The sequence below is a fragment of the Actinoplanes flavus genome (genome assembly GCF_017592555.1).
Taxonomy (GTDB): Bacteria; Actinomycetota; Actinomycetes; order Mycobacteriales; family Micromonosporaceae; genus Actinoplanes; species Actinoplanes flavus.
In genome coordinates this window covers 15,405-32,244 of record NZ_JAGFNS010000046.1, presented here as the reverse complement: position 1 = coordinate 32,244, position 16,840 = coordinate 15,405, and the positions used below count along the sequence as shown (strand labels likewise).

Below are 16,840 nucleotides of genomic sequence, written 5' to 3'. Positions count from 1 at the left end.
CCCGGGTTTCGCTATCGGTCGAGGGGCGTACGGAAGCGCCGCGCCGTCTCCTCCAGGCGGTCGTGGTAGCCGGCCCACCAGGACCGGTCGCCGGGTGGCAGGTTGCTGTTGGCGGCCCGCAGCCCCGCCGAACCGTCGACCAGCTCGCGGACGATGTCGGCGTGGCCGGCGTGCCGGTTCGTCTCGGCGGTCACGTGGATCAGGACGCGGTGCAGAGTGACCTGCCGCCTCTCCGACGGCCACCACGGCACCTGTCCGGGAGCGTCCAGGTCCAAGGCTTCGATGGTGGCGTCCGAATGTGCCCACACCCGGCGGTAGCAGGCGACGATCGCCTCACGCGGCTCGTCGGCGGTGGCCCACATGTCGGCGTTCGATTCGGCGTCCTCGGCCATCCACGGCATCGGCTCCGGGCACGGCCGGCCGAACGTCTCGCCGAAGTAGCCACCCTCGACCCCGGCAGCGTGTTTCACCAGGCCCAGCAGGTTGGTGCCGGTCGGGGTGAGGGGGCGGCGGGCGTCGTACTCGGTCGTGCCGTCCAGTTTCCACAGCAGGGCCTGGCGGGCCTCGCCGAGGTAGTGGCGCAGTTCGGCCTTGGGGTCGAAGGCGGTCATGCCACAAAGGATGCCAGAGCGGCGGCCACGGCCGCCGGGTTCTCCTCCGCCATGTGGTGACCGGATTCGATGGGTACGCCGTGCACCTCCCGCGCCCAGGATCGCCAGATGGCGGTGGGGTCGCCGTACAGCTTCTCCATGTCGTCGTGGGTGGACCACAGGAAGAGGGTTGGGGCAGTCCACGAGGCGGCCGGCCCGCGGTGTGCCCGAGCGCCCGCATGAGGGCGAGCATGTCACCGGCGACGGCCCGTTTGGACTGCTGGGAATGGTCCGGCCGGATCGGCGCGCGGCCGGACCGTCCGTAGCCGCGCATGTCCGGGCAGACCACGCCGAGGCCCCGTTCGACCAGCATGGGCGCCACCCGATGCCAGGTCGACCCGGTACGCGGATGCCCGTGGATCAACAGCACCGGCGGCCCGTCCCCACCGTGCCGCACCCGCAGCGCCACCGCACCGACGTCGACCATCTCGTCCACGAAGCCCTCGAACATGGACCGTCTGCTTACCCGGGATCCGAGGGCCTGATCGCGTCCACGCACTCCACCGTTCCGGCCCTCGTCCGCCGGGTCGCCACGATCGTGAACCCGGCCGCGCGCACCAGCGGCACCTGGCGGCGGGTGAAGTGCTCGCCGGCCGCCGGGATGGTGAACCGCTCGAACACCCACTGGAACCAGTGAACCGGCGGCCACGTGCTCACCACGTGATCGAGCAGCAGCAGCCGCCCGCCCGGCGCCAGCACCCGCCGGGCCTCGGCGATCACGGCGACCGGATCCGGAACGGTGCACAGCGACAGCGCGCAGACCACCGTGTCGAACGAACCGTCGGCGAACGGCAGCCGCCCCGCGTCACCCTCGTGCAGATCGATCGCACGGCCCAGATCCGCCGCCCGCCGCCGGGCCAGGGCCAGCATCGCCGGGCTCAGATCCAGGCCGGTGATCGTGACGTCATCCGGGTAGTGCGCCAGATTCTGGCCGGTGCCGACACCGACGTCCAGGACCCGGCCCGCCGCGCGCGGGACCAGCCACACCCGGCCGTCGCCGAACATGTGCCGCTCCAGGAACGCCATCTGCCGGTCGTAGGAGGGCGCCACCCGATCCCAGATCCGGCGCGCCTTGACGGTCCCGCCTGACTCGCCCATGAGACCAGTGTCGCCCGGCCCGGCAAAAAATATTCGCCCGGCCGGTAGTAGAGGCCCGATCCCGTTCGTCATCGGAGTGAACGGCATCGCAGTGAACGACGAGAAAGGGACACGTCATGGACGTGAAGACCGGCGCGGAGGTGACGGTGACGGTGATCGTGCCGCTGCCGCGCGAGAAGATGTGGGAGCTGGTCACCGCGGTCGACCGGATCGGCGAATGGAGCCCGGAGACGGTCGGCGCGACCTGGGACGGACCCCGGCGATTCATCGGCCACAACCGCTTTCCGGACGGATTCGAGAGTACGGTCACGTGCGTGATCACCGAGTCGACGGCGCCGCGGGCGTTCGCCTGGGACGTCCTCGACGACGCTGGCCGGCCCGGTTCCCACTGGCGGTACGAGCTGCGTGACGGCGCCGAGCCGGGCACCACGGTGGTGCGCCACAGCTTCGTGCACGGCCCCGGCCGTACCGGGGTCCCCGCCGACACCGGCAGCGTCAACGACCGGCTCGTCACCCTCTGCCGTGCCATGACCTCCACGATCACCGCGATGACCCTCGACTCGATCGGAGCCACCCGATGAAATACCTGATGCTGGTCTGCGTCGACCCCGACCACGTGCCGGCCGACGATGACGGGGCGCCGACGATCGACGAGTGGTTCGCCCGGGTCAAGGAGAACCACGTGATCGGCAGCCGCACCCGGCCGGGCGCCGACGCCACCACGGTCCGGGTCCGGGACCGGCAGGTGCTGCTCACCGACGGCCCGTACGCGGAGACCAAGGATCTGATGGCCGGCTTCGACGTGATCGACTGCGCGGACCTGGACGAGGCCGTCGCGATCGCGTCCCAGCACCCGATGGCCCACCACGGGGTCATCGAACTGCGGCCGTTCTGGCCGTTCGACCAGGACTGAGACGAGGACTGAGCCCTGACCATCCAGGACCGTATCGCCGGAATCTACGCCGACGGGTGGAGCCGGATCGTCGCCACGATGATCCGGTTCACCGGCGGTGACTGGAATCTGGCCGAGGAGTGCGCGCAGGACGCCTTCGCCCAGGCGCTGCGCAAGTGGCCGGCGGACGGCGTACCGGATCAGCCTCTCGCCTGGCTGACCACGACGGCGCGCCGCCGGGCGATCGACCTGATCCGCCGCGAAGCGCTGGAGGCGGCGAAGCTGCCGGAGGTGGCCATGACGGAGCCGGCGCCCTACCCGGACGACGGCGACATCCCGGACGAGCGGCTGGAACTCATGTTCACCTGCTGCCATCCGGCGCTGAACCTGGAGGCGCAGGTCGCGCTGATCCTGCGCTGCCTCGCCGGCTTGAGCACCGCCGAGATCGCGCGGGCGTTCCTGCTGCCGGAGAAGACCATGGGGCAGCGGCTGTTCCGGGCCAAACAGCGGATCCGCAACGCCGGGATCCCGTTCCGGGTGCCGCCCGTCCATCTGTTGCCGGAGCGCCTGCCGGCCGTGCTGCACGTGCTGTACCTGCTGTTCAACGAGGGTTACACCGATCCGGCGAAGGCGCGGCTGTGCGCCGAGGCGATCCGGGTGGCGCGGGTGCTGGCCGCGCTGATGCCGGACGAGCCGGAGGCGCTCGGCCTGCTCGCGCTGATGGTGCTGCATGACGCTCGGCGGGCGGCCCGCCGGGATCCGGCCGGCGACCCGGTCACCCTCACCGATCAGGACCGCACCCTCTGGGACCGGCCGTCCATCGACGAGGGCGCCGCCCTGTGCGAGCGGGCGCTGCGCCGTGGCCGGGCCGGCCCGTTCCAGGTGCAGGCGGCGATCGCGGCCTGCCACGCCACCGCGCCGACCGCCGCGGAGACCGACTGGGCGCAGATCGTCGCCCTCTACGACCATCTGGCCCGTCTCGAACCGAGCCCGGTCGTCGAACTGAACCGGGCGGTGGCGGTCAGCATGGCCTCCGGTCCCGCGGAGGCTCTCCCCTTGGTGGTCGCGCTGTCCGAAACCGGTCGCCTCGACGACTATCACCTGCTGCACGCGACCCTCGCCGACCTGCTGCGCCGCACCGGCCGCCACGCCGAGGCCGTGGAGAGCTACCGCCGGGCCCTGGCGCTCGCCCCCACCGAGGCGGAACGCCGCTTCCTGGCCGCGCGCCTGCCCTGATGTCCGTTGGAAGCGTGAACACGTCCGGCCGGCGGGAGCCGGCACCCCGCTCCCGGCGGAAGGATTCACTCATGGTCATCGTCATTCTCGATTTCACCACCGCCGCCGCCGACCGGGCCGCGGCCCTCCAACAGCTCGACAGCGAATACGACGAGATCCGGGCCATGCCCGGCAATCTCGCCTACCGGGTCTTCCCGTCCCGGCACGACGACACCGCCGTCACCCTGGTACACGAGTGGGCCGACGAGCAGTCCTTCGCCGACTACCAGCGGTCGGACTCGTTCGCCCGCTCCGGCCGGGTGATCCGCCCGCTCATGACCGGAACCCCGGTGAGCCGCCGATTCCGCGCCGACCTCCTGGAAAACGTGGCCTGATCATGCACCGTCCGGCGTACAGCTTCGTCCGGTCGTTTCCCGCCACCCCGGCGAACGACTTCCAGGTCGACCGGCACTATCTGCTGTGCGCCTCGACCGGCGCCCTCCGCCTCGAGGCGGAGGGCGCCACCTGGCTGCTGCCACCGGCCCGCGCCGCCCTCATCACGGCCGGGCGCCCGATCCGGATCAGCATCCCGCAACCGGTCACCACCTCGTCGGTCCTGTTCGACGTGGACTTCGTCCCGCCGCCTCCGGCGCCGCTGACGGTCTTCGACCTGACCCCGCTGGCCCGCGCGCTGGTCGCCGAGTGCGGCCTCTGCGCCACCGAGGATCAACCCCCGTCCCGGTACGCCGAAAGCGTCCTCGACGCACTCGCCGCCGTCACCTGGAAACTCGCCGAACAGCCCAGCCCCGTGGTCGTGCCCACCGGCCGCTCCCCCGAACTGCGCCGGGCCCTGCACCTGACCGAACAGCGCCTGGCCGAGCAGCTCACCTTCGAGGAACTGGCCGCCGAGGTCGGCCTGGCCCCGCGCTCGCTGGCCCGCCGTTTCGAGGACGAGTGCGGCATGACGTGGCGGGCCACCCTGCGCCGGATGCGGATCCTGCGCGCCATCGAGGAACTGGCCGCCGGCGACACCCCGATCACGAAGATCGCCTACGCCGTCGGCTACACCTCCCTGTCCGCCTTCAACGCCGCCTTCCGCGAGCTGACCACCCGCAGCCCCACCGCGTACCGCGCCAGCTTCCGCCCCTGACCCCGCCTGCGCCGCTCGCCCGGGTGCGGCATGGCGCCCGGCCGGCCTGGATCGCGCGGTCCGGCCGGCGGACCGCGAGAGATCTTTCAAGCCCGGGTACGGGCCAGCAGCCAGCCGGACATGGCCCGGACGCCGTGGCCGATCGCGCTCTCGTCCGGCTGGAACGTGGCGAAGTGGGGGTAACTGGTCTCGACGCCGGCGCCCGGGGCCCGGACGCCGAGGAACGTGTAGGTGCCCGGAAGACGGTCCAGGAACAGGGCGTAGTCCTCACCGCTGAACGGAATCGCGGCGTGCAACGGCATCACCCGCTCCGTGCCCAGCGTGCGCCGAAGATGCCGGTCCAGGGCCTGCCCCACCCGCGGTGGGGTGACCATCGCCGGGAACGGATCGTTCGGGAAGTCCACGGTGGCCGGCCCCTGCGCCCGGGCGCGGCGGCGGATCTCGGCACGAACCTCCGGATAGCGGTGTTCCGGCCAGCACCGGGACGCCACCTGGACGGTCGCGCCGGCGGCCCGGGCCTGGACGAACACGAATCTGGCCAGCGGGCCGCCCGGGGTCTGCAGGTCGGCCACCAGCTGCTCCAGGTCGGCGGGGGTGGACGGGCGCCGCACCGTACCGATGCTGTTGATGCTCGTGGCCAACCGCTGAGCGCGCGCCGCGGCATCGTCGCCGGTCAGGGTGATCAGGCCGCGGTCCTGGCCGGGCATCCCGAAACCGGCGATCGTCGCGAACCGGCCGACCGGGAACGGCCCGCAGTGCAGCGCGTGGATCTCGGTGGGCCGGGTCGCCGTGAGGACGCCGTCGGCGATCATCGCGGCGGCGCCGGACAGGCTCTCCTCGGCCGGCTGGAACAGGAACACCACCCGCCCGGCGACCCGCTCCCGCAGCCGGGCCAGCACCTCGGCGATGCCCACCCCGACCGTGGTGTGGATGTCGTGGCCGCACAGATGCGCCGGGCCGGGGCCGCCACCGATCTGATCCTGGGGGCCGACCGCGTCCATGTCCGCCCGGTACGCCACCGTCCGCCCCGGCCGGCGCCCGGTCAGGACGCCGACGACCCCGTGCCCACCGACATCGGTGGTGACGTCGAGCCCGGCCGCCCGCAGCCGCGCCGCGACCACCCCCGCGGTCCGCTGTTCCTGGCCGGAAACCTCCGGATGGGTGTGCAGGTCACGCCGCAAGTCGATCAGCGCGCCGTCGATCCGGGCGGCCTCCGCCTCCACGGCCAGGGCCACCCGGTCGGTCGCCGAGGCCGCCTCGGTCGACGTCAGCCACGCCCCGGCCGCCGCCGCGACCGCCCCGCCGAGCACGGCCCGCCGGCTGACCACTTGCCTCTCTGAGCTGCGCACTGTTCCTCCCCGCCTGGTCCGACGTGGTTCAGCCTTTCGCGATCCGCGCCCGGGCACGATGGGGCAGGCTCCCGCTCCATGGTGGTGCTGACCCCACCCAGCGGACCTCACCCCCAGCGGATGCGACGGGCGTTCGACGGGGTCCGCGTGAGCGCCTCCGGCGGATACGACACGGCGAACTGGACGTCCGACGGCATCACGTACCGGGCGGAGGTGCGCTCCCCCGCCACGGACGAGGACAGAGCCCGGCTCCTGGCCCGGGTCGACGAGGTCGCCGAGATCCCCCGGGGGAGCCGCGCGGCCCCCCCGGGCGGGGGCGCCGCGGGGGGGGGGCCCCCCCCCCCCGGGGGGGGGGCGGGGGGGGGGCGCCGACCACCGGGTTCCGGCCCGGCGAGAAGCGGGCGGACGGCCGGGTGGCCGGAACCCGTCACCATGGGCGCATGGAGGCCTCACTCACCCTGCGCCCGCCGCGGCACCGGCTGGATCGCCGGTTCATCACCTGGCGGACACTCCAGGCCGTCGTCTGGTCCATCGGCGTGCTGGGCACGCTCGGTGCCGTCTGGGGGTACGCCGAGATCACCCGCCCCTATCTGGGACCGGTGATCCTGGCCGTCGCCGTGACCTACGCGGTGAACATCACGGTGATGCCGTACGCCCGTTACCGCACGCATCGCTGGGAGGCCACCGAGGACGCCGTTTACGCGCTGTCCGGCTGGCTGACCAGGGAGTGGAAGGTGGTGCCGATCTCCCGGATCCAGAGCATCGACACCGAGATCGGGCCGTTGCAGCGCTGGCTGGGCCTCGCCTCGATCACCGTGACCACCGCCTCGTCCGAGGGCACGATCACGATCGAGGGCGTGGACGCGAAGGTCGCCGAGGAGACCGTCGACCGGTTGCGTGAGGTGACCGGCATGACCCCCGGTGACGCCACGTGACCGCTGAGGAGGGTTGGCGGCGGCTCAGCGTACGGGTCGTCTGGCTCGATCTGATCCGTGTCGTGATCTCGTTGGCCACCGGCTATCTGGGCATCGTGGTGAGCGATGAGCCGGTGTGGGCGCTGGTGGCCGGCGCCTGCGGTGGCCTGCTGACCGCGCTGCTGGATCTGCGGCGCTGGCAGACCACCCGCTACCGGATCACGCCGGAGCGGGTGGAGATGCGCACCGGCTGGCTGTCCCGCAAGCACCGTACCGTCGGCCGGGACCGGATCCGCAGCGTGGACAGTTCCGCGCGGCTGCTCCAGCGGCTGCTCGGGCTGCGGACCGTGCACATCGGATCGGGCGAGACGGAGTCGTCGTTCAAGCTGGACGCCCTCGACCACCGGCACGCCACCCTGGTCCAGCACGAGCTGATGCCCGGCTCGTCCTCGGCCGTCATCGCCGGGGCGGCACCGGATGCGGACGGCGCCGCCCCGGCGCCGGAGCGCCCGGCGGAGACCGTCATCGCCCGGTTCCACCGCTCCTGGATCCCGCTGAACGTGGTGTCGGTGTGGGCCGTCTTCGCCATCGCCGGGCCGCTGTTCGGCCTGAACTGGCTGCTGCGGGCGCTCGGCGTCGACCTGCCCGAACTGGGCCGTGACCTGATCGGCTGGGACGGTCGCGGGCCGGTGGCCAACATCGCCCTGGTGCTGCTCATCGCGTACCCGCTCGGGGTGATCGCGACGACCGTCGCGTTCCTGCTGGAGAACGGCAACTTCCAGCTGGCCCGCACCGGAACCGCCCCGGACACGGCACTGGTGACCCGGCGCGGGCTGCTCAACACCCGGACCGTGCAGCGCACCGACTCCCGGATGCGCGGCATCGCCGTGGACGAGCCGCTGGTGTGGCGCTGGCTGCGGCTGGCCCGGACGAAGGTGCTGTCGTCGGGTCTGGGCGCGGCGGCCGGCGAGGCCACCGGCGGCGACATCCTGCCACGGATCCGCCTGGCCGAGGCCCATCGTCTGGCGGCGCGGATCCTTCCGGACGGGGCCCGCCCGCTGGAGGCCGCGCTGACCCGGCATCCGCGGGGCGCGCTGACCCGGCGGCTCGGCGCGGCGGTCTACGGTCCGGCGCTGGTGTCCGCGGCGATGCTGGTGTTCACCCTGACCGGGGTGCTGCCCGGATGGTGGTGGCTGCTGCCGCTGGCGCTGATCCCGGCGGCGATCCCCCTCGCCGTGGTGGCCTATCGCTCCCTGGGTCACGCGGTCGACGGCGCTTATCTGGTGGTACGCCGTGGAATCCGCCACCGCCGCACGGTCGCGTTGCAGCGGCGGGCGGTGATCGGCTGGACGGTGCAACAGTCGATCTTCCAGCGCTGGGGTGGCCGGATGACGGTGGGTGTGGCGACGGCGGCCGGGGAACGGCACTACGAGTCCCCGGACATGAGCGAGGAGCAGGCCCTGACATTCATCACGAAGGCGACACCGGACCTGGCCGCCGCCTTCGTCCTCGACGACTACGCGGAGAAGTCCGGCAGCCCCGACCGCGCGGCCACGGTCTCGGCGAACCATTCGTAGTGGCCCGAACCGCTCGGACAGCAGCCCGATGGTCTGGATCAGCGGGATGTCGCCCGGGGTGGTCGCCGGCCGCCAGCAGGGCCAGGCCCACCGTGACGGCACAGCGGTCGGTGCCGTGCCGCACCAGCCATCGGCCGGTGCGGCGCACCCGTTTTGGATCGGCCCGGGCCGCTGCCGCGCCGATGTGCTCGTGGGGATGGATGGGGACGTAGACGCCGTGAAACGCACCGGCCAGCGTGCCGGGCTCATGGAGGTGCCGGTCGAGGATCTCGGCCACGTCGGCACCCTCGAGACTGCGGTCGCCCGGCCCCGGCACATGCGAGCGGTGGGCCGCCTCGTCCGGATGCGGCTGGTGGAGCCGGAGAGCGTGGGTGACGAGGGCGCTCATCCGCGCGCGCGGTGCTCGACTCTGTCGATCATGGAGCGGAACCTGTCCCGCTACGTGCGGCGCAGGCGTACCAGATAGGTCTGGGCGACGACGACCAGCGCCAGGAACGCGCCGCTGATCACCTGCTGCCAGTTGCTGTTCAGGTCGCCGACCTGGTTGATCAGGTTCTGGATGACGCCGAGCAGCAGCACTCCGGCCACGGTTCCGGCGATGGTGCCCGCACCGCCGGTGAGCAGCGTCCCGCCGATCACGACGGCGGCGATGGCGTCGAGTTCCATGCCCGCTCCCAGGACGGTGACTCCTGACCCGAGTTTGGCGGCGTTGATGGTTCCGGCCAGTCCGGCCAGCAACCCCGACAAGACATAGACCCCGATTCTGGTACGCCGTACCGCGACGCCCATGAGCGCGGCGGCGTCCTCGCTGCCGCCCACCGCGTACACGGCGTTGCCGAACCGTGTGCGGGACAGCACCACCATGCCGAGGAGCACGATGATCGCGACCAGCCACACCTGGTTGCCGATGCCGAGCAGGGAGCCGGTGCCGAGGGTGTGGAAGGCGTCGTTCTGGACGATGTAGGTGGTGGAGCCCTCGTCACTGACCGCGCGCATCAGCCCGCGGGCGCCGAGCAGGGCGGCCAGCGTGACGATGAACGGCGCCATTCCGGTGTACGCGATCAGCGCCCCGTTGAGCAGCCCGATCGCCCCGCAGACGGCGAGCGGCACGGCGATCGCGGCGACGAAACCGTACTGGGAGGCCCAGGAGGCGAGGACCCCGCCGAGCACGTAGAGTGACCCGACCGACAGGTCGATACCGCCCGTGATGATCACGAAGGTCATGCCGAGCGCGATCAGCATCGGTGGGGCGGCCGCGACCAGGATGGTGGCGGCGTTGTCGGGGCTGCGGAAGTTCGGGAACGCGGCGAGCGCGATCAGCACCACGACGGCCAGCACCGCGAGGGCGCCCTGCCGCTGGAAGGCGTGCCCGGCCCGGCGTTGGGCGACGGCCAGTACGGTCACCTGGTCTTCCTTTCCCGGGCCGCGTAGACGGCGACGAGGATGATGGCCGCCTGCACCATCTCGGTGGTGGACGGCGGCAGGTTGTTCTTGATCATGGTGGCGATCACGAGCTGCATCAGGACGGCGCCGGCGACCGTGCCGAGCACCCGTACCCGCCCGCCGGTCAACGGGGTGCCGCCGACGACCACCGCGGTGATCGCGGACAGTTCGATGAGCAGGCCGATCGAGGAGGCGTCGCTCGACTGGATCCGGCCGACCGACAGCAGTCCGGCGATCGCGGCGAGAACCGCGCACAGCACGTAGACGGTGATCAGGACACGCTGGACCGGGAGCCCGGCGAGTTCGGCGGCGGGCCGGTTGCCGCCGATGGCGAGAAGGCGGCGGCCGAAGACGGTTCGCCGGACGGTGAACGCCACGACCAGGATGGCCAGGGCGGCGGTCCACACCAGCACCGGGATGCCGAGCAGGTCGCCGGAGCCCAGGTAGATGAGGTCGGCGTTGCGGATGTCCTTGAGCTGCCCGTCGGAGATGACCACGGCCAGGCCGCGGCCGCCGACGAAGAGGGCGAGGGTGGCGACGATCGGTTGCAGGCCCACCTTCGCGACCAGGGCGCCGTTGATCAGGCCGACCGCCACGCCGGCGAGCAGCGAGACGATGACGGCCGCGATCACCCCGTACCCCAGATAGAGGGGTATGAGAGCCGCCACCAGGGCCATCACCGCGCCGACCGAGAGGTCGATGCCCTCGGTGCCGATCACCAGCGCCATGCCGAGCGCCACGATGATGATCGGGGCGACCTGGATGAGCTGGATGCGCAGGTTGCTGACGGTGAGGAAGTACGGGGTGAAGGCCGCGTTGTAGACGATCAGCGCGGCGATGGCGAGATAGACGCCGTACTTCGGCAACCAGTCGGCGCGACGGGGTGTGGTGAGGGTGAGCGTGGTCATGCGCCGGCCTCCGCGATCGTGGCGAGCAGGCTCTCGGTGGTGACGTCGTCGCCGGTCAGGACGCCGACGACGGCGCCGTCGCGGAGGACGACGACCCGGCCGGAGCCTTCGACGAGTTCCTCGGCGTCGGAGGAGACGAGCACGACGCCGAGTCCTTCGGCGGCGAGTTCGTCGATGAGCGCCTGCACCTCGGCCTTGGCGCCGACGTCGATGCCGCGGGTGGGTTCGTCCAGCAGCAGCACCTTGGGGCCGGTGGCGAGAAGCCGGGCGAGCAGCACCTTCTGCTGGTTGCCGCCGGACAGGTCGCCGACCCGCTGGTGCGGGCCGGCCGCCTTGATCCGGAGCCGCTTCATGAACCGGTCCACGACCTCGTCGATCTTCGCGTCCGAGACCAGGCCGAAGGTCGACATCCGGGGCAGGATGGACAGCGCGATGTTCTCCCGGATGGACAGACCGGGGATGATGCCCTCGGCCTTGCGGTCCTCGGGTTGCACCGCGATGCCGGCGGCGACCGCCTTGACCGTGGTCGGGTGGCGTAGCGGCGCGCCGTCCACCTCGATCTCGCCCCTGTCGACCGGGTAGGCGCCGGCGATCGCCTTGATGGTCTCGCTGCGGCCGGCGCCGAGCAGGCCACCGAGCCCGACGACCTCGCCGGGGCGCACGCCGAAGCTGATGTCGTGCAGCCGGTTGCGGCTGCTGAGCCCGGACACGCGCAGGACCGGGGTGTCGTCGGCCGCCGCATGGTCGCCGCTGAACACGGTGAACCCTTCCCGGCGTACGTCGGAGACCTCGCGGCCGAGCATCAGCGCGACCAGGCGGACCCGTTCCAGGTCGGCGAGTCTGCCGGTGTGCACCAGTTTTCCGTCGCGCAGGATGGTGACGGTGTCGCAGATCCGGTAGAGCTCGTCCATCCGGTGCGAGACGTAGATAATCCCGATGCCGCGTTCGTGCAGGTCCTGGATGACGCCGAAGAGGGTCTCCACCTCGCGGGGCTCCAGTGACGAGGTGGGCTCGTCCATGACGACGACCTTGGCGTCGATCATGACGGCGCAGGCCAGGGCCACCATCTGCTGGGCGCCGAGCGGCAGCGAGCCGAGTCTGGCGCGAACATCGGTGGTGACCCCGTATCCGGCCAGGATGTCGCGGGCCTCGCGGTCCATCCGGGCACGGTCGACCAGGCCGAGGGTGGTGCGCGGCTCGCGGCCGAGGAACAGGTTCTGGGCCACGCTCATCAGCGGGATGAGGTTGACCTCCTGGTAGATGGTCGAGATGCCGGCCCGCTGGGCGTCCATCGGCGTCGCGAAGGACACCGGCTCTCCCTGGTAGCGGAGCTCACCGGCGTCCGGACGGTAGACGCCGGTGAGCACCTTGATCAGGGTGGATTTGCCGGCGCCGTTCTCACCGACCAGCGCGTGGACCTCCCCGGGCCGCAGCGCGAACGACACGTCGTCGAGCGCCCGCACCCCGGGGAAGACCTTGGACACGCCGGCCACTTCGAGCAGCGTCACGCGTACCTCTCCTTGGTTCTGATCGGGATCAGTAAGCGCTGGCCAGGTCGGACTTGGCGTTGCTCTCGTCGTAGGAGCGGTCGGCGATGATGATGTCCTGGCCGACCGGCTTGCCGCCGAAGAAGTCGCCCGCCGTGGAGAAGGCGAGCGGGCCGAACCGCGGGTTCGATTCGATGACCGCCGAGATCCAGCCGTCGACGATGCCCTGGACCGCGCCCTTGGTGCCGTCGATCGACACGATCTTGACGTCGCCGGGCTTCTTGCCGGCGCCCTTGAGCGCGGTGACCGCGCCGAGAGCCATCTCGTCGTTCTCGCCATAGATGCCGTTGATGTTCGGCTTGGACTGGAGCAGCTGCTCGGCGACCTTCTGGCCCTCCTCGCGGGAGAAGTTGCCGGTCTGCTCGAAGGTGATCTTGATGTCCGGGGCGATCTTCGCCATCTGGTCCTTGAAACCGCTGGTCCGCAGCGTGGTCACGTTGTTGCCGGGCGCACCCAGCAGGATCGCCACCTCGCCCTTGTTGCCGAGCGCCTTGGCCATCTCGTCGGCGGCGCGCTTGCCCTGCTCGGCGAAATCGGAGCCGATGAAGGTCAGGTAGTCCTTGCAGGCGGCCGCGTTGATCTTCCGGTCGATGGTCACGATCGGGATCTTCTTGGCCGAAGCCTTGGCGAACACCGAATCCCAGCCATCGGAGTTCAGCGGCGCGATGATCAGCAGCTGCACGCCCGCGTCGATCATCTGCTCGACGTCACTGATCTGCTTGTTGAACTGCGAATTCGCATTGGCCGTCGTCAACTGGGTGATGCCGAGCTTGGCGGCCTCGTCCTTGATCGACTGGGTTTCGGCGATCCGGAACGGGTTCGCCTCCTTCTCCGACTGCGAGAAGCCGACCTTCGCCGTCTTGAGATCGATCTTCTCGCCGCCGTGCTGATCGATCGTGCAGGTGGCGGCGCCCGGGGCGGCCGACTGCACGACCTGCGAGGCGGCCGGTGCCGCGCCGGCGCCGGTGGTGGCCGGCTCCTCCTCCGACTTGGCGCAGCCGGACAGGACGCAGGTGGCGGCGAGGGCGGCGACCGCCACCCGGCGGTGGGCAGACTTCATCAACATGACTCCCCAAAACTGAACAGCTAAGCGTGAGCGCTGAGACGTTTTCAATCACAGATGAACATATCTAGGCACCAGTTAGTAACCTTGTCAATACATTCAGATTCCGGAACCGGCCCTTCGGTGCCGCCGCTGCGCTGCTGGTCAGCGCGTTCTGGACACGCTCTACCCACCGGTTTTCCTGGCCCTTACCGGCAACCCGGCGCACCAATAGTGAACGCGAACAATCGCAAACCAACACCAAATTTCGAACCCCGTTGATCGTCAGGGCGGCGGCCTCCCCGCCGGTGGCCGCATCTGGGCCTCGCTCATCAGAAGCTGAACCTCGCCACGCAGGTCCGTTCCATCCGACCGAGCAGCCCGGCAGGGCTCGCGAGCCCGGGCCCTGCCCCGGCCGTAGCGCGCCCACCGGCCTCGTGGACACGGTCCGGCTGGCGGTGGGGCTGTTCGAACTCGTTTCAAACAGCCCCACCGCCAGCCGAAACTTTCATGCGCAACGGCCGGGCACCTGAGCCGGTGCGGGGCACATGAGCCGGCGCCGGACACATGAGCCAGCGCGGACAGAGAGCCAGCGAGCGGCACCACCCGCACCCGTCAACGAGCCGATCCTGAACGATCCACCACCGCATCCGGTAGCAAAGCACCCAAGATCGCGGCCTCTAGCGAGTGCGGGACACGCAACATCCCACCCTGACCGGAAAAGTCTCTAGCCAGAACGGCCATGACAGGGCTGATCCAGACAACGCGCGGCACCCTCGGCTCTGGCCAGAATGACCGCGGATGAGTCCGGGCGGGCAGTCACGTCGCGGACGGATGAGTCCGGGCGGACGGCCACGTCGTGGGTAGATCAGACGTCCTTCGGCGGATGTGGCGTGTGCCGCGTGCTACCTGGCCGGCTCGGTTCGTTTCGTCGGTGAGCGCATCGGGTTGCCGGTGGCGGGATTCCGGGGCAGGACGGTGACCGCGACGAAGACCGCGGTGAGCAGCAGGGTGGCGCTGATGGTGAATGCCAGGGCGTACCCGTCGGTGAGCGCCGCCGCGGTGTCGACGTCACCCGTGCGGTGCTGGGCCGCCGTGCCGAGGGCGGCGAGGCCGAGCGACGCGCCGATCTGGCGGGAGCTGTTGAGCAGCCCGGACGCCGTCCCGGCCTGCTCCGGCGGAACTCCGGCGGTCGCGGTGGAGACGACCGGGGCGAGGCAGAGTCCGAAGCCGACGCTGGCGACGATCGACGGCCCGAGGACGTCGGTGGTGAAGGCCCCGTCCGGGCTGATCCGGCTGAACCAGGCGAAGCCGGCGGCAGTCAGCAACCCGCCGGCGACGAGCAGGGCGCGCGGCGCGACCCGGTAACCGAGTTTGACGGCGAGCACCGATCCGGCCACCACGCCGAGTGAGAACGGCAGGAACATGGCCCCGGCCAGGGCGGGCCCGATGTCCAGAACCCGTTGCAGGTAGAGCGACGCGAAGTAGAAGGCGGCGGCCATCGCCGCGCCGACCAACAGGTTGTAGCCGTTCGCCCCGGCCACCGACCGGTTGGCGAGCAGCTCGAACCGGATCAGCGGGTCGCGGGTGGTGGTCCGTTCGACGGCCACGAACGCGGCCAGCAGCGCGACCGCGACGGCCAGCGTGGTCAGGGTGACCGCCGAGGTCCAGCCGTGCCGGTCGGTCCGGACGACGCCGAATACGAGCAGCGTCATCCCGGCGGTCGCCAGGATCGCGCCGAGCACGTCGGGACGGGTGCCGGGCGCGGGCGGCCGGTCGGTGTCGACGCGCCAGGCCAGGGCGTAGGCGACGGCGGCCATCGGGACGCTGATGAACATGGTCCAGCGCCATCCGGCGTACTCGGTGAGGACGCCGCCGACGAGGACGCCGAGGGCGCCGCCGGCCGCGTTCATGGCGCTCCACACGCCGAACGCGCGGACCCGCGGCCGCCCGGCCGGGAAGGCGGCGGTGAGCAGGGCCAGCGCGGCCGGGGCGACGGCCGCGGCGCCGATGCCCTGGGCGGCGCGGGCGGCGACGAGCTGGCCGGGGCTCTGGGCGAGGCCGCCGGCGAGGCAGGCGAGGGCGAAGCCGGCGAGACCGGCCAGCAGCACCCGTTTCCGGCCGTAGCGGTCGGCGGCTTTACCGCCGAGCAGCAGGAGCCCGCCGAAGGTGAGGGCGTAGGCGTGGATGACCCAGGTCAGGCCGAGCGGGCTGAATCCGAGCCCGTCGGCGATGCGCGGAAGTCCGACGTTAACCACCGACAGATCCAGCGACACCATGAACTGCACGACGGCGACAGCGGCGAGAGGCGATTTTCGGAACATGTTCCGAAAGTAGCAGTGAACCCCCGTCGCAGGGAATGGCCGAAGATGGGTCCGTGCCCCGAACCGACGCATCGACCGGCCGCACCGGCCGCCCTCCGGTGACCTCCCGCGCGCAGATCATGGCCGCCGCCGCCCGCCTCATCGACCAGGACGGCTGGGAGCGGCTCACCGTCCGGCGGCTCGCCGCCGAGCTCGGCATCGGGACGACGACCCTCTACCACCACGTCCGCGACAAGCAGGACCTGCTGCTGCTGATGCTGAGCGAGTACGCGGCCCAGATCCCCCGCCCCGACCTGCCGGACGACCCACGGGAACGGATGATCGTCACCGCGGCCACCATGCACGACGCGCTCGCCGCCTGGCCGTGGGCCGCCGAGGTGGTCACCACCGACGGTCTGCTCGGGCTGGTCGGCGAGCCGCTGACCGGCATGGTGGAGACCATCGTGGCCGGCGCCGTGGACTGCGGCTGCACCCGCGAGCAGGCCGTCCACGTGTTCCGCAGCGTCTGGTACTACACGGTCGGCGAACTGCTGGTGCGGATCCACTCGGCGGGCGGGCGGACGGCGCTGCGGGATGTCGACTTCACCGGATTCGACCCGGCCCGCACCCCGACGCTGGCGGCCATCGGCGACCGGTGGCGGGCCCTCGCCGCGCAGGACACCTACCGGACCGGACTGCGGGCGCTGGTCGACGGGCTGCTCAACGGTTTTGTCGTACCCGAGGGCTAATCT

Annotated in this window: 18 protein-coding genes and 1 pseudogene; 9 read left to right on the top strand and 10 right to left on the bottom strand. The window is 71.3% G+C overall.

Features of this window, described 5'->3' with window-relative positions; all coding sequences use genetic code 11:
- Positions 1-11 precede the first annotated feature (11 nt).
- The 4 genes and pseudogenes from J5X75_RS40730 to J5X75_RS40720 form a co-directional block, all read right to left on the bottom strand.
- Positions 12-611 carry a DinB family protein gene (locus J5X75_RS40730; protein ID WP_208473076.1) on the bottom strand — a complete coding sequence of 200 codons (600 nt, stop codon included), beginning with the start codon at positions 609-611 and terminating at the stop codon, positions 12-14.
- Entirely contained in the window at positions 608-751 is a 144-nt protein-coding gene (locus tag J5X75_RS45130; protein ID WP_238490857.1) for a hypothetical protein, read from the bottom strand. The genes J5X75_RS40730 and J5X75_RS45130 overlap by 4 nt, the downstream gene beginning before the upstream one ends.
- A 122-nt stretch (positions 752-873) precedes the next feature.
- Positions 874-1,077: pseudogene (locus tag J5X75_RS45125) on the bottom strand (alpha/beta fold hydrolase); the annotation flags it as partial.
- Between the two features lie 35 nt (positions 1,078-1,112).
- On the bottom strand, positions 1,113-1,748 hold the full coding sequence (locus tag J5X75_RS40720) for a class I SAM-dependent methyltransferase (RefSeq protein WP_208473075.1): 636 nt from the start codon (positions 1,746-1,748) through the stop codon (positions 1,113-1,115).
- Positions 1,749-1,864: 116 nt separating this feature from the next.
- On the opposite strand from J5X75_RS40720, the gene J5X75_RS40715 reads away from it, so the two are divergent.
- The 5 genes from J5X75_RS40715 (at position 1,865) to J5X75_RS40695 (ending at position 5,005) form a co-directional block, all read left to right on the top strand.
- Positions 1,865-2,329, top strand: coding sequence for an SRPBCC family protein (locus tag J5X75_RS40715; RefSeq protein WP_208473074.1), 465 nt, complete (start codon positions 1,865-1,867; stop codon positions 2,327-2,329).
- Positions 2,326-2,661 carry a YciI family protein gene (locus tag J5X75_RS40710; RefSeq protein ID WP_208473073.1) on the top strand — a complete coding sequence of 112 codons (336 nt, stop codon included), beginning with the start codon at positions 2,326-2,328 and terminating at the stop codon, positions 2,659-2,661. Before J5X75_RS40715 ends, J5X75_RS40710 begins: the two co-directional genes overlap by 4 nt.
- Before the next feature lie 15 nt (positions 2,662-2,676).
- A complete protein-coding gene (locus tag J5X75_RS40705) occupies positions 2,677-3,876 on the top strand; it encodes an RNA polymerase sigma factor (RefSeq protein WP_274383832.1) in 1,200 nt (399 codons plus the stop codon).
- Between the two features lie 71 nt (positions 3,877-3,947).
- Positions 3,948-4,250: a putative quinol monooxygenase gene (locus J5X75_RS40700; RefSeq protein ID WP_208473071.1), complete on the top strand. Its 303-nt coding sequence runs from the start codon at positions 3,948-3,950 to the stop codon at positions 4,248-4,250.
- 2 nt (positions 4,251-4,252) lie between these two features.
- Positions 4,253-5,005, top strand: coding sequence for a helix-turn-helix domain-containing protein (locus J5X75_RS40695; protein ID WP_208473070.1), 753 nt, complete (start codon positions 4,253-4,255; stop codon positions 5,003-5,005).
- An 86-nt stretch (positions 5,006-5,091) separates the two neighbouring features.
- Here the strand turns inward: J5X75_RS40695 and J5X75_RS40690 are convergent, their stop codons facing one another.
- Positions 5,092-6,354 (bottom strand): M20 metallopeptidase family protein, encoded by a 1,263-nt coding sequence (locus tag J5X75_RS40690; protein ID WP_307798604.1) that lies wholly within the window; start codon positions 6,352-6,354, stop codon positions 5,092-5,094.
- A gap of 440 nt (positions 6,355-6,794) precedes the next feature.
- On the opposite strand from J5X75_RS40690, the gene J5X75_RS40685 reads away from it, so the two are divergent.
- The 3 genes from J5X75_RS40685 to J5X75_RS40675 all read left to right on the top strand — a co-directional run bounded on the left by J5X75_RS40685 (position 6,795) and on the right by J5X75_RS40675 (position 9,311).
- A complete protein-coding gene (locus J5X75_RS40685) occupies positions 6,795-7,289 on the top strand; it encodes a PH domain-containing protein (RefSeq protein ID WP_208473069.1) in 495 nt (164 codons plus the stop codon).
- Positions 7,286-8,845 (top strand): PH domain-containing protein, encoded by a 1,560-nt coding sequence (locus J5X75_RS40680; RefSeq protein WP_208473068.1) that lies wholly within the window; start codon positions 7,286-7,288, stop codon positions 8,843-8,845. Before J5X75_RS40685 ends, J5X75_RS40680 begins: the two co-directional genes overlap by 4 nt.
- Positions 8,846-9,041: 196 nt before the next feature.
- Entirely contained in the window at positions 9,042-9,311 is a 270-nt protein-coding gene (locus J5X75_RS40675; protein WP_208473067.1) for a hypothetical protein, read from the top strand.
- Here the strand turns inward: J5X75_RS40675 and J5X75_RS40670 are convergent.
- The 5 genes from J5X75_RS40670 to J5X75_RS40650 all read right to left on the bottom strand — a co-directional run bounded on the left by J5X75_RS40670 (position 9,284) and on the right by J5X75_RS40650 (position 16,109).
- The gene (locus J5X75_RS40670; RefSeq protein ID WP_208473066.1) at positions 9,284-10,249 is read right to left on the bottom strand and encodes an ABC transporter permease; all 966 of its coding nucleotides are present in this window, start codon (positions 10,247-10,249) and stop codon (positions 9,284-9,286) included. The two genes, J5X75_RS40675 and J5X75_RS40670, sit on opposite strands and share 28 nt — an antisense overlap.
- Complete coding sequence (locus J5X75_RS40665) at positions 10,246-11,196, bottom strand: ABC transporter permease (RefSeq protein WP_208473065.1); 951 nt, start codon at positions 11,194-11,196, stop codon at positions 10,246-10,248. Before J5X75_RS40665 ends, J5X75_RS40670 begins: the two co-directional genes overlap by 4 nt.
- Positions 11,193-12,704 carry a sugar ABC transporter ATP-binding protein gene (locus J5X75_RS40660; RefSeq protein ID WP_208473064.1) on the bottom strand — a complete coding sequence of 504 codons (1,512 nt, stop codon included), beginning with the start codon at positions 12,702-12,704 and terminating at the stop codon, positions 11,193-11,195. Before J5X75_RS40660 ends, J5X75_RS40665 begins: the two co-directional genes overlap by 4 nt.
- Before the next feature lie 28 nt (positions 12,705-12,732).
- The gene (locus tag J5X75_RS40655) at positions 12,733-13,803 is read right to left on the bottom strand and encodes an ABC transporter substrate-binding protein (RefSeq protein WP_238490856.1); all 1,071 of its coding nucleotides are present in this window, start codon (positions 13,801-13,803) and stop codon (positions 12,733-12,735) included.
- An 887-nt stretch (positions 13,804-14,690) separates the two neighbouring features.
- Entirely contained in the window at positions 14,691-16,109 is a 1,419-nt protein-coding gene (locus J5X75_RS40650) for an MFS transporter (protein ID WP_208473062.1), read from the bottom strand.
- Positions 16,110-16,162: 53 nt separating this feature from the next.
- On the opposite strand from J5X75_RS40650, the gene J5X75_RS40645 reads away from it, so the two are divergent.
- Positions 16,163-16,837, top strand: coding sequence for a TetR/AcrR family transcriptional regulator (locus tag J5X75_RS40645; protein WP_307798602.1), 675 nt, complete (start codon positions 16,163-16,165; stop codon positions 16,835-16,837).
- Positions 16,838-16,840: the final 3 nt, after the last annotated feature.